This window comes from Candidatus Peregrinibacteria bacterium, from assembly GCA_030700255.1.
Classification (GTDB): domain Bacteria; phylum Patescibacteriota; class Gracilibacteria; order UBA1369; family JABINC01; genus JABINC01.
Genome location: JAUYJN010000044.1, coordinates 19078 through 31966, shown reverse-complemented (window position 1 = coordinate 31966; position 12889 = coordinate 19078). Strand labels below are relative to the sequence as shown.

The 12889-nt window shown below is 39.0% G+C and carries 11 protein-coding genes, 2 tRNA genes and 1 pseudogene; 7 read left to right on the top strand and 7 right to left on the bottom strand.

All coding sequences use genetic code 11. The features are described 5' to 3' along the window. Positions 1-227: 227 nt before the first annotated feature. From Q8P68_06325 to Q8P68_06315, 3 genes and pseudogenes are all read left to right on the top strand, one after another. Positions 228-593, top strand: a complete 366-nt coding sequence (locus Q8P68_06325) for a hypothetical protein (GenBank protein MDP4008775.1) — start codon at positions 228-230, stop codon at positions 591-593. Between the two features lie 90 nt (positions 594-683). Then, positions 684-776 (top strand) — tRNA-Ser (locus Q8P68_06320). A 218-nt stretch (positions 777-994) separates the two neighbouring features. Next, positions 995-1658: pseudogene (locus tag Q8P68_06315) on the top strand (hypothetical protein). On the opposite strand, the gene Q8P68_06310 reads toward Q8P68_06315, so the two are convergent. The 3 genes from Q8P68_06310 to Q8P68_06300 all read right to left on the bottom strand — a co-directional run bounded on the left by Q8P68_06310 (position 1627) and on the right by Q8P68_06300 (position 6546). Further along, entirely contained in the window at positions 1627-2865 is a 1239-nt protein-coding gene (locus Q8P68_06310) for a S41 family peptidase (GenBank protein MDP4008774.1), read from the bottom strand. The pseudogene Q8P68_06315 and the gene Q8P68_06310 overlap by 32 nt on opposite strands. 46 nt (positions 2866-2911) lie before the next feature. Continuing rightward, positions 2912-5191, bottom strand: coding sequence for a UvrD-helicase domain-containing protein (locus Q8P68_06305; protein ID MDP4008773.1), 2280 nt, complete (start codon positions 5189-5191; stop codon positions 2912-2914). A 77-nt stretch (positions 5192-5268) separates the two neighbouring features. After that, positions 5269-6546, bottom strand: a complete 1278-nt coding sequence (locus Q8P68_06300; protein ID MDP4008772.1) for a L,D-transpeptidase — start codon at positions 6544-6546, stop codon at positions 5269-5271. Between the two features lie 211 nt (positions 6547-6757). On the opposite strand from Q8P68_06300, the gene Q8P68_06295 reads away from it, so the two are divergent. Further along, the gene (locus Q8P68_06295; GenBank protein MDP4008771.1) at positions 6758-6940 is read left to right on the top strand and encodes a hypothetical protein; all 183 of its coding nucleotides are present in this window, start codon (positions 6758-6760) and stop codon (positions 6938-6940) included. A 30-nt stretch (positions 6941-6970) separates the two neighbouring features. Here the strand turns inward: Q8P68_06295 and Q8P68_06290 are convergent, their stop codons facing one another. After that, complete coding sequence (locus Q8P68_06290) at positions 6971-8179, bottom strand: cation:proton antiporter (protein MDP4008770.1); 1209 nt, start codon at positions 8177-8179, stop codon at positions 6971-6973. Between the two features lie 125 nt (positions 8180-8304). Between Q8P68_06290 and Q8P68_06285 the strand changes: the two genes are divergently transcribed. Then, positions 8305-9006 (top strand): hypothetical protein, encoded by a 702-nt coding sequence (locus tag Q8P68_06285; GenBank protein MDP4008769.1) that lies wholly within the window; start codon positions 8305-8307, stop codon positions 9004-9006. On the opposite strand, the gene Q8P68_06280 is transcribed toward Q8P68_06285, so the two are convergent. Both Q8P68_06280 and Q8P68_06275 read right to left on the bottom strand, forming a co-directional pair. Beyond that, positions 9003-10559: a PrsW family glutamic-type intramembrane protease gene (locus tag Q8P68_06280; protein MDP4008768.1), complete on the bottom strand. Its 1557-nt coding sequence runs from the start codon at positions 10557-10559 to the stop codon at positions 9003-9005. The two genes, Q8P68_06285 and Q8P68_06280, sit on opposite strands and share 4 nt — an antisense overlap. A gap of 36 nt (positions 10560-10595) precedes the next feature. Beyond that, positions 10596-10946: a hypothetical protein gene (locus Q8P68_06275; GenBank protein MDP4008767.1), complete on the bottom strand. Its 351-nt coding sequence runs from the start codon at positions 10944-10946 to the stop codon at positions 10596-10598. Between the two features lie 200 nt (positions 10947-11146). Here Q8P68_06275 and Q8P68_06270 point away from each other — a divergent pair. Continuing rightward, positions 11147-11223 (top strand) — tRNA-Asp (locus Q8P68_06270). Between the two features lie 16 nt (positions 11224-11239). Here Q8P68_06270 and Q8P68_06265 read toward each other — a convergent pair. Then, complete coding sequence (locus Q8P68_06265; protein ID MDP4008766.1) at positions 11240-12298, bottom strand: CapA family protein; 1059 nt, start codon at positions 12296-12298, stop codon at positions 11240-11242. Positions 12299-12517: 219 nt separating this feature from the next. On the opposite strand from Q8P68_06265, the gene Q8P68_06260 reads away from it, so the two are divergent. Beyond that, complete coding sequence (locus tag Q8P68_06260) at positions 12518-12844, top strand: hypothetical protein (protein MDP4008765.1); 327 nt, start codon at positions 12518-12520, stop codon at positions 12842-12844. Positions 12845-12889: the final 45 nt, after the last annotated feature.

Genomic DNA, 12889 nt, shown 5'->3' with positions numbered 1-12889 from the left:
TAACGTACAAAATCTGTGCACGTGCACACTTCCACATGATCAAAATTCATTAAATTTGTTTTCGTACGTTTGGATTTTTTAGATTTCAGCATCTACATGCTCTCAAACATACTTTTGATTGCCCAATTTGTTTCAAGAACCGATAAAGGGTTGACTTTTGCGTAAAACATATTACCCTCCCCCTTGTCATGCTTATGACATATGTTTTATATATTAAAAAAATTATTATGGCGTTTTTCAATGAAAAAGATTTTGCAATAGTTCTATCTGACTTAAGAGGTAAGGATGGCCAACCAAACGATGTTACAAAGGAGAATTTAACTTCTGAAGAGTTAGCTCCATTACTAGAGCGTGGCGTATCTCAAGAGTCTATCAATACGATTCTTCAAGGGGATAAACATGCCACCGCTCTAATAGATGCTATTAGACATGCCTTGGATTTCCTTAAAGATGGAAAATTGACTCACAGGATACTTGATGTGATTCCTCATACAGTTACTGGCTGCGAGGAGGCCATTCAAGGTACAGCTAATTCGTTGAAAGAATTGTTCGGTAGTTTATTAGATAGTGAGGCCGCTGTGGAGGAGGCGTAAACACTCTGACTTGCACCTAAGATTTTTTTTACCTATACTCTCGTTTGCTCTGAGTGGTCATGAAAAGAGGCGACCAGAAGCACTTCACGCGGAGAGTTACCCAAGTGGCTGAAGGGGCGGCTTTGCTAAAGCTGTAGGGGGATGTAAATCCCCGCGAGGGTTCGAACCCCTCACTCTCCGCCATTTTTCACTTTTTGTGACATCGTAAGAAATAGCCTCGGCGTTTCGCTTGATGATTTAATGAAATTAATTATGGCAAATTCTAAAGAAGCAAAAGCACGAATAAAAATAAATAAATTGCTTTACTATGGCGGAATTTAAGCGATTGAATGGATTTCGCAAGACTGTTCCTACATATGTCAAAGATTATATTCCCGTTAATACTTATTTTAAATAATTATATGAAAAATAATAATTCTCTTGCTATTTTTGAAAATTTTAAAATTCGTCGAGCGTATGATGAAAAAACTGAAACTTGGTATTTTTCGGTGATTGATATTGTCGCCGCTCTCACGGAACAAAATGATTACAGCAAAGCAAAGACATACTGGACCACTCTAAAAAATCGTTTAAAAAATGAGGGAAGGGAAGTGGTCACAAAGTGTGACCAGTTGAAAGTATTGGCTCAGGATGGAAAAATGAGAGAAACTGATGTGGCAAATGTGGATCCAGCAGAGAATGACAGGACAAGAAACGCGAAACAAGCTGACTGATTATTGGGCGGAAAATGATGTAAAAATGGGTGAAGAATTTGCCATTCTTACAAATATCATTCATCAAGAGTGGAGCGAGTTAACGGTGAAAGCACAAAAAAATCTGAAAGGGCTTAAAACGCAAAACCTACGCGATCATATGAGTGAAGAAGAATTGCTCTTTACGGCGCTGGCTGAGCTGTCCACTCGCAGGATTGCAGAGACCGATAAAACCAAAGGAGTAGAAGCAAATAAAATTCCGGCAATAACAGGTGGTAAAATTGCCAGGGATGCGCGGATGGCGTTGGAAGAAAAAACGGGGAAATCACAACTGCTCTTATCTATAAGTTTTCAGAGCAGCTGCCTTTTTTGAAGTATTCAAGTGCGCAGTCAAGTTGTGGGTCTATGTCTTTGTTGTGATCCTCTGTAGTTAGCTCAACTTCTACATCCGGAAATATGCCTTCTTTATTTATATTGTGATCATGTGGAGTGTTCCATTTTGCGATTGTGATTCTGAGGGTAGCGCCGCCTTCCAGTGGACGGAGCTCTTGTACAGAACCTTTACCAAAGCTCTTTTTGCCGATTAGAGTTCCTCTCTCCCAATCCTGTACCGCTCCTGCAACAATCTCAGAGGCTGAGGCTGAACCTTCGTTGATAAGCACTATCAAAGGTATTTCATCAAGGCGCGCACGCCCGGTTGTATATATCACCTTGTTGTTTATTTCATTTCTACCTTTGATCAAAACCGCTTTTTGTTTTTCACCGGTAAGCTCGCTAAGCATATTTACAGCAACATCCAAGTATCCACCGCTATTGTTACGAAGGTCTATGATAAGTCCTTTTGGATTTTCCAATATAAGTTCGTTGATTGCCGTATTAAAATTTCTCAAAGTATTATCATCAAACTGAACAACTTCCATATATGCAATTTGACCTGCTTTCATCCCCCATGTTACAGAATCAAAATGGACAGTGTCCCTGACAAGCTCCGCTTCCAGCAACTCCGTCAAACCTCTGCGTGAAATACCTAATTTTACCTTTGTCCCTCTTTCTCCGCGTATTAATTTTACAGCTTCGCCAAGCGTCATAAGTTCTGTGGATTCGCCATCGATCTCTACAATTATATCTCCAGGCATTAATTTGGCCTTATCTGCAGGTGAATTTTTCAAAGGAGCGACTATTGTAATAAATCCATTTTTCTTTGTTACTTCAGCACCTATGCCTTCCAGCTCACCACTTAATGTTTGATCAAATGCAGCCGTTTCTTCCGGATCCATAAACAAAGTATAAGGGTCGTCTAATGATTCTAACATTCCCTTGATTGCACCATTTACCATATCCTCCTTGTCATCTGACTCCTCTTTGTAAACATAATCTTGATCTATTACCCCCCAAACGTCCCAGAAAAGCTCCATATCGACAGACCTTGCCAATCCTGTATGACTTCCGGCCTCTGATGAATTCGAATCTATAATACGCGTCTGTACGATGCTTCCGGGATGGAAATGAAGTGCAACCAAATACCCTGCTGTGAACATCAACATCAACCATGCGTATTTTTTAAATCTTCTGCTATTCATAATTTCAATTTATTTATTTGAATATTCGCCTCGTTTCCTCGGTAGCCTAGCCTATCTTTGTTATAGGGGCAATGTTTAAAGCTAGCTTTTTGGTACCTACTAAAATGTCGTTAAATTTTATCGTAACGATACCACCTTTTATATCTTCAACCCTTCCTTCTTTCCAAAGCCTATGGGCTATCCTGTCCCCTATAGAGAGCTGTATCGCAGCGTCTCCATCATCATCTTCATGTGGCACATTGATGCTCCTCTGTGTAAGTGGTGAAACTTTTCTACCACTTGTAATCCCACCTTGGTACCCTTGATACGCCCCTCCAAGATAGCCGGTTTCTACGGCACGGCCTTCGCAGAGCTTATTTACATCTCCATCCAAAAGTTCTTCCGGGATGTCCTTTAAGAACTGTGAGGGAATACATTGCCTGGTATCACCATAAAACATTCTCATTCTTGAAAATGAAAGATGTAATTTATCCTTTGCTCTAGTTATCGCAACGTACAGAAGTCGCCTCTCCTCTTCTAATTCTTCCGGGCTTGTAAGACTATTAAAATGTGGAAATAGCCCTTCCTCCATCCCTGTCAAAAACACATACGGAAACTCCAATCCTTTTGCCGAATGAATTGTCATAAGAACTACCGCGTCGTCCGATTCGTCCAAGTTGTCCACATCTGCTATAAGGGATATTTCTTCAAGAAATGTAGATAGGGAAATTTGCGGAGAGAGCTCATTGTATTTCGAAGCTACAGATATCAATTCATAAATATTTTCGAGCCTTGTCTGACCATCACCCGGCTCATCCTTATCAATTACTACTTCGGAATTTTGCAATAAATATTCTTTGTATCCTGTTTCAACTAAGAGATATTTGAGTAGGCCTGCGACATTGTATTCATGTGATTTTTCTTTGAGATGAGTTATTAAACTTACAAATTTATTTATCGTTTCTTTTTTTGCAGCAGGCATTTCTGAAATTCCATCGCAAGCCGACATAGCATCAAATAATGACATATCTAATTGTGCCGCTGCAGAATTTAAAGCTTCAATTGTTTTTGCACCAAGCTTCCTTGCGGGCACATTGATAATTCGAAGTAGGCTTACCGTATCATGATGATTTTGGATGATTCTCAAATATGCGACTATATCCTTGATTTCTTTTCTCGAATAAAATTTAACGCCACCTATGATTTTGTATGGAATTGCATACCTGATAAAAGCCTCTTCTATAATACGAGATTGAGCATTTGTTCTGTATAAAATAGCGAAGTCATTACATGCTATTTGCAAGTCCTCCCTCCTAATTGTAGAAATGCGCTGAGCAATTTCAGAAGCTTCATCTCTTGAGTTTTGTGAAGCAATGACTTCCACCTTTTCACCTTCGACTCTGTCGGTTACCATTTTTTTATCATGACGATTTTGATTTTTCACTATTACATTGTGCGCAACATTTAAAATGTTTTGAGTTGAACGATAATTAGTTTCAAGTTTTACAACTTTCGCCCCCTCGAAGTGTTTATGGAAATCCAAAATGTTGCTCATGTTGGCACCGCGAAATCCATAAATGGATTGGTCGGCATCGCCGACCACCATCAAGTTCTTATACTTGCTCGAAAGCATATTTATCAAAATATACTGAGCATAATTTGTATCCTGATACTCGTCGATCATAATGTACTGATAAAGATTTTGATAAATCCCAAGTATATCTTGATGGTTTTGAAAAAGAATTATCGTCTTCATAATTATATCATCAAAATCAAGCGCCTGAGACATCTTTAATCTTTTTTGATATTCCTTATAGCACTCTCCTGCGGCCATCATGAATTGATTGTGAGCCTTACTCGCAAATTCATCGGGTTTTATAAGTTGATTTTTTGCCTGAGAAATTTTTGAAAGAATAGCTTTTGGTGGGTACAATTTAGCGTCTATATCAAGGTCACTTACAACTCGCTTCATCAGCACCTCCTGGTCCGCCTTATCATAAATTACAAAAGAATTTTCGTATCCAAGTAGATGAATATGTGTACGCAAAAATCTCATGCACACAGAATGAAATGTACCAATCAATGGTTGAATATTCCCATATCTACTGCCAAGCAAAGTTTCAACACGCTCCTTCATCTCATTTGCCGCTTTGTTTGTAAATGTAACTGCCAAAATATTGTTTGGCGGAATCCCTTGCTCTATAAGATAAGCGATTCTGTGAGTTAGTACTTTTGTCTTACCGGAGCCGGCCCCAGCTATCACGAGCAGCGGCCCCTCTATTTGAGTAACGGCTTCTTTTTGAGCCGGATTCAAGCCTTCTAAAATTTCATCTGTAAATTGTGACATATATTTGTGCTCTACTAATTCGGGCACACAATATACCTATGGGTTAGCATTTTTACAAAAGTTTTATCAAAAATTCTTTAAGATGCCTTTGGCGGATCTATCGTTGCAAACATTTTCTCATCATCTTTGTTGCGTACATATACCGACATACCAATCTCTCCAAATTCAAATAAGAATGGAGCGTCTTTGTCGCCTGAACGTACACATCCATGACTTACATTTTTACCAAGGTCGTACTTAAGACCATTTTTGTAAAATTGACTAGTCTCTCTCGAAGCTCCAAGGTACGGTACTTCATGTAGTCCATATCCAATAAACGGTGCGCCATTGATACTCAAGCCAAGCCAGTATGGCATCCTATAATAGGGTGATTTTCCACCAACCCTCAATTCTTGCTTGTTAGCTACCTTATGATCACCTGTAGGTGTTTTTTTGTCCCAAGATCCGGAACTTACCTTGTATGAATGGAACGCCTTATCTCCATATCTTAAAAACCCGGTTTGATCTGAAAGCCTTATGTACACATTTTTCTCACCATTGAAATCTTTAAGGTTAAAATTATCCAACTTCTCATCTATAAATCGTAACTTATCAGCTTCTTTTGGTGGTAAATCTCCAACCTTAAGCGTAAGTGGTATTTTAACTTCTGAAAGCCATTTACCAGCAATAATTGGAGTAAATGTATATTTTTCATAAGCCCATTTATACATCTTTACATCTTTTTCCTCTTCGCCGGTTTCTTCATTTTTAATAATATCCACATCTGTCGTTATTTTAGTTATTGGAGTTTCTATCCAAAAGCTAAAATTCCCTTCCTCGCCCGGCTTTACCTCCTTTTCTGAAAGTTCAACTCGATTTTTAAATTCACTATTAGACCAATCATTATCTACAAAATTAAAATCATTCCATAATAAATGCATCTCTTCAGGCTTATCCATATTACCAAGCTGCATAAGCTTATACTCCGCAGAACATGGGTGTTCCGCCCCATACCAACTAGTCTCCCCGACATTTTTTAACGCCGCCTGAATTCGAATAAATTCATGCTCACCATATTTTTTTGGCATACTTGTATTGATAAACTCCGCCTTGAATTCTGTAGTTTCATCAAAAACCTGATCACAGGCGACGGATAGCTCCATACTATCAAGTTGCATTGAGGCTTGCAGAGATTCAATTGAATATATATTTGCAGACCTAGCCGCTACCGGCTGTATATCTTCATTTATCCACGCTCTTTTCAATTGAGCATTCTGCCCATCTTTGAAATTTCCACTCAAAACCCCAAACGTCCCTACATTGAGAGCCACCAACCCAATGATGACTAAAGCTTGTATTAAACGTTTCTTTTCCATGATGATTATATATATGGATGATAAAATGTAAGAACCTTGTATACGTACAATATTTTGTATCGAGTTATTATAACACAAGGAATAACACGGGTCAATACCCTGTTTTCGTAGAACTAATCTATTTTTACTTGCATTTAATGAGCGTTTTACCTAGAATCCCTCTGCTTTTAAAAAGCAAAATTATCATTTCTACCAATTAACTGCAAGACTAATGCCAAAAGGAAAAAGTATAAGGGCTGTATGGCAATGTTCTGAGACCGGATTAACTCAGGGTGTATTCAACGTTCAAAAAGAAAAAATCAAAGAGCTTACAAAGAAAAAATACTGCAAACTTAAGAGGTGCTACACAGTTTGGAAGGCAAAGATTGCTAAAAATTCGAATACTAAAAAATAACGCTCAACCGCGCTTGAGTTAGTATATAACTTACCGTTCTATTGATGGTAAGTTTTTTTGAACATCCCCATTGAGTAGCTTCTTTGCCACTGGTTTCATCATAAATATAGAAAGCACCGTTGTTACTAGCGCCATAATCACTAAAGTTGAAAAAATAGTGCTATTGATAATGCCAAGGCTCAATCCTATTGAAGCGATTATTAGCTCAACGGCCCCCCTACTATTCATAGCGACCCCAACGGCTACCGAATCCCAAACACTTAACTTAAGCATTCTTGAGACGACCCCTGCTCCAACCAACTTGCCAATGACTGAAACTACAACTATGGCAAGTAAATACCAAGGATCGGTCTTGAATACGGTAAAATCCAAACTAAATGCAAGTGACGTGAAGAAAACTGGCCCAAAGAAGAAGTATGCAAGCCCATAAATGCGATCTTCAATTTTATGGAAAGCCTCTTTTTCAATTATTTCTTCACGAATAAATAGCCCTGCTAAAAACGCTCCTATAATTATGTGTAGTCCAATAGCCTCTGCAAGCAGACCTATGACCAATGCTATTATCAATGTAACTGTAAAGCCGCGATATCCAGAGTATATCAATTTATTAAGATGTTTTGCCAACTTGAAGCCCGCCACCATGATTACAGCAAAAAATAATACTACCTTGAATATTAATATGGATGCCACCTTTACTAGCTCTGATATCTCCACCACTCCAGCCTCCCTCATCTCTACAACGCCTAGGATTACAGAAAACATTATCAGTGCAAGGATATCACCAACCATGGCTGCACCCATCGCTATGTTAAAAGCAGGCGTCTTCTGAATGTCGTAATCTTTAAAGAGCCTCACGCAAAGAGCTATAGCACTAATTGATGACCCCATCGCTACAAAGACTGAAGCTATAACATCATATCCAAACCAACGAGTGGTAAAGTATACCAATATGAAAGTTACTACCGCACCACCTATCGCAACCAACATTGAACTTTTTAGAGATTTCATCAAATCTCTCGGATCCGTTTCAAGTCCAGAGTGCAACATGAGGAAAAACATTCCTAATTCAGCTATCACTTTGATAACCTCATCTCCCGGATGAACAAGCCCAAGCAGTACTGGTCCAACTATAATACCTCCAACAAGCTCCCCAAAAAGCACCGGGAGGTGAAGGGTTTTGAAAACCCTCCCTATCGAGTACACAACGACCATCAGTATGAGTAAGCTTCGGAAATCCATAACCTATATTACATAATAAATTATCTGGGGCTACTTTTAAATTTGATATTAGTAGTCTCAGCTCACACGAGTATACAAAAAAACCTTGCAATAATAAAGTAAATATATAAATTGCCCTATATATTATGGGAAAAATACATCACCATCAAACATCGCTCGGAGCAGGCCCTATGGATACTTCAACTATAAGCCAGGTCGAAGCTCCGGGCCTAGTTATTTGCGAAGCTAAAAGCTGTAAAGACACAAGAAGGGATGATTGTGAAAAAGCAATAACTTTAGTTCTTCTAGGAAATAGGGATGGGGTAGAAACTGTACTGTGCGAACGCGCCTCATCCAAAAATGGAGCAGCCCAATGTGGGGTATCTAAGTATACTTGTTCAAATGGATCGGTAATCGATGGCACGGAAAAGCCTGAGCATCTCACCGGTTACTTAGAGCTTTTTGCAGAAGATTTGAATGAAGAAATCAATTCACAACTGGAAGGAGAGAGAACTTTCTATGTTGAGGTAAGCGAAAACGGATTATCAATTAAAATAAGTAGATATAACCTCTCTTTCAATGATTTAGAAATAAGTCTTATACGACAATTACTGCCTGAAGGATGGGGTTTTGATTTGGCCGAAGAGGGTACTTCTGCCAAAATAATTCCTCCAACTAAAATGGCAAAAGTTAAGTGGCCAAAGAGAGGGCATAGCTCTACGGCCAATGGATCGAAAGGTAGGACTGTGAGGGGGAGGGGTAGGACTACCGGTAAATTTCAACGCGTATTTGCCAATGCCGCCGCAGGTCTACTTGGAGACGGGGATGAGGACTTTTTACACAGTTAAGTTTTCTTCTTTTTAGAGATTGATGGCGGCGTACTTGATGGTTTTTTTTCAAAAGTCTTTGTTGGAGTGAGGTCTTCGGCTATACCCATGTCGACACCTTTTGCAGTGGCCTCGCGCTCTGCGCGAATTTGTTTCCATTTTTGGAATATGGAAACGTCTTCTTCGAAGATGTCTTCTTGGAAAAATAGCGAGGCCATGGCGAGCTTCGCTCGCTTCACACGACGCTTGTCGTGTGCTTTTGCATATAATAATTTTACAACCGCATTGTCCGGATCTTTTTGTTCAAGCCTCTGGCACATCTCTTCAACCTCTTTGTACTTCTCTTCTTTTATCCACATGCCAGCTAGCTCAAGTACAACATCTTCATCTTTTGGTGCCATCAAAGATAATTTTTTTCGACCAAATGTCGCGAGGACCAAATGTCCCGCCTTTCTCTGGGTAAGGTAATAAACATAAATCCCCGATAGTATCACCAAATATATTGCATAATCCCTCGCTCCGAATCCCAAGAAGGAATTGAATGTAGCATGGGTAAGCATAGCCAGCAACATGCCTTCCGTAAACAGCAAGGCCGCATAAGCATGAGCCATTGGAAGTCTGAATATTTTACTAAATAACCTCACCAATGGGAATTTCGTCCCCTCCCACCTGCGCTCCTCGTATAGAGGAAGTCCAAACCGGGATAAGCCATAGAAATATCCAAATATCCCGGAAAATGTCATGTGACCTATACTCAGCACTATAGCCCTAAATATCACTACACTAAAAAACACCTTCTTATCTCCACCATTATCCAGATATACTTGAACGAAATAATATATATTTTCAATAAATGCGAACCCAAGGCCTGCAAGGATCGAGAAGGTAATAGCGTCTCCAATTGTTTTTACAGGTTTGACTGCGTGTATAAAAAACAATAAAAGTGATAATTTGATTATTTCTTCCAACCAGGCGTCTATAACTATAGTAATAGTATCATATATATTCTTGGCTTTTTGATATGATGAAAGTTGAGCTTCAAACCCAGGGTCGTTCGGACTAAGCGCACTTATCAAGTCATACTCCGGCTTTACTATAGCCTCCTCAAGCATCACATAATAATCCAACTTTGGAGTGTCAACGACATAGTTGTTATAAAGATTCAAAAGCGGAACCGTAAGTATGCCAAGGAAAAACATGGCTATCACCAATATCAATTCGTATTTCTTTTTTTTCTTGGATCTAACTCCATTTATCCTTTTTGTATACACAACATACATCCATATAATCGCCGGTATGAGAGCTAGAAATACACTCAAAAGAAATATCTTTTGCGGCATGGCGCTAAAAGTTTCATATGAGTAAAAAATCAGATGAACAGTAAGGTAACTCAAACAAATCATTCCAAATAATGTCATCACCTCTCTTATCTTGAGGTTGCAACTCTTAATTTTTTTATATCTAACAAGGAAGAAATACTTAAGCCATGCCGCTATCGGCAAAGCCGCACATACAGAATATATTATGAATATATGAATAAATTGCCCCGGTTGTACATTCGTAAGTGCCTGCATTTTTTTATTTTAGTTTTTTTTGATTTGCCAAAGAGCCTACGAAAACCCCTCTTCAAATGCCGAGCTATCAACCCAGTCTCCATGCTGATCTTTTATCTTGATAGTAATCTTGTACATACTTTCACCTTCGATCTCATCATACTTTACCTTAAGAGCCCCACCTTTGCCTATAGCCTCACTCCTTTCAACCTTTGGCACGATGTCTACTTGCATACGAATTTCCATCCCTGCTTTTTCAAAAGAGTATGTTTCCCTATGACCATTTGGGACCTCTGAACCAGACTGCTCATCAAATCTATATATTTCCTCTTCCTCCAAATCATAATCTACCGATTCAAGAAAATCATTTTTTATATCCAGCCATTTATCTTCATTAATTTTTAGCATTTTTTTATTTTTTAAAATGTGAACTTCGACATAATGACAAAAGACTTACATTTTAGCAAATTTGTTTAAGATAATATTTCTTAAAATTCTATGAAAAAAGCTTGCGTTTATACGCCCCCTTGTCTATATTTGAGCGCGCTTTTAGTGGGATTTAGTACAAGTCAAAATAATTTGCACTGGATATTCGTTAAAAGCAACGCGGAGCGGTAGTTCAGTTGGTTAGAACGCCTCCCTGTCACGGAGGAGGTCGCGGGTTCGAGTCCCGTCCGTTCCGCCAGTTTCGCGTGCATGAATTATTTTGGAGAAATATTTTGGAATAGATCTAAGTGGTCGTTGATTTCAGGGTTTGTGCTGAAACTGTAGCTGTAGAATTTGTTTAGGATTGCTTGTGACTCTTCGTCGGTTGGGATGTATGGGAAGCCTTTGTCGATTTTGAATGGGAGTAAGTGGATTTTGGTGGAGGCGTCGCTAAATATAAGCTCGATGCCGAGGCCTTCCTGTGTTTCGTCCATGAACCACTGGTCGAAAACGAAATTTCCAAGCGAATAAAAAACCGGTTTGCCATCTATAAATTCCATGCCTTCTATCACATGCGGGTGGTGCCCAATAATTACGTCGGCGCCGGATTCAACAAATTTGCGAGCCATATCTCTCTGGAAATCACTTGGTACGATGAAATACTCTCGCCCCCAATGAATACTCACTATTACAATATCGTTGCGAGCTTTTAATTCTGAGATGAGTATCGCCGCCGAGTCAAAATCCAACCTGTAATCCGTATGGTTAAAGGCGGCAAAAGCAACTTTTTTACCATTAATGATTGTTTCATAAGAAGATTTTTCATTTGTACCCTTTGCGTCCCCAACTGAAATTATCCCATAATCTGCAAGAAATTTGCGAGTATCTTCTACGGCATTTTTGCCCATATCATAAGCGTGATTGTTTGCGGTAGACGCAATGTCCACTGAGAAATTCTTTAAAATTTCGAGCGAATCCGGATCGAATTGAAATGCAATTTCTTTGCCTGTAGTTATGCGATTTTCCGTAACAGGCCCTTCGAGATTTACAAATACAATATCTGCATTATTGAGAATATAGCGGATCGGTTCCATACCGGCAAGGACTGCGTCCTTGCCTTCCTCCCCAATTCTTTTTCGAATATACCTATCAAAAGATACGTCTCCGAATGCAAGAATTGAGACCCCCTCTTTTACTTGAACTTTTTGACCCCCGCCATTAAATAAATTCGCCTTAATCAGTTTTGGCACTTCAACCTCGGTAAACATAATAATAAAAGCGCCGATCATCATCGCTATTATTAATGCCATAAATGCACTGTCTCGATTTCTCATAATTCATTTCTTTTACTAATTTGAATATACAGGTTTTTAGAGTTTTTTTAATTAGTATTTTAAAGAAATTTTAAGTTTGTTTGGTATATGTGTTTTATCGAGTAGGTGGGTCGCGACCCCTTTCAAGTCAATATTACAATGTCATACAATGTAATATTGGGAAAAAGTATATGAACGCCCGGCGCCTTCTAGATAATAATACCTCCTAATCAAGCCCAAATGTACTACAACCCACCTGTGAAAATCGTATCTTTCCGAATAGACAAAGAGCTGTATAAAACGCTGACCGATGTAACGATAGCCAAAAGAATGTGTTATTCGACATATATAAGGAGGGCTCTGCTAAAACAATTACGAATTGATATGATGACGGAAACCGAAAATCGCATGTGGCTCAGCGAAGAAATAGCATACACAAACGGCGAGTTTGATCTCTATAATCATTACCCTCCCTTCCTTGTAAATAAGGAAACGGATGAATTTGGGAGGCCTATCGAGATTGAGGATAAATATAATTTCACACCGCCAAACAATAATAACTATTAGTATTTCTAAAAAATATGCTAATGTGCGCGCGCTAACTTTGTGCTT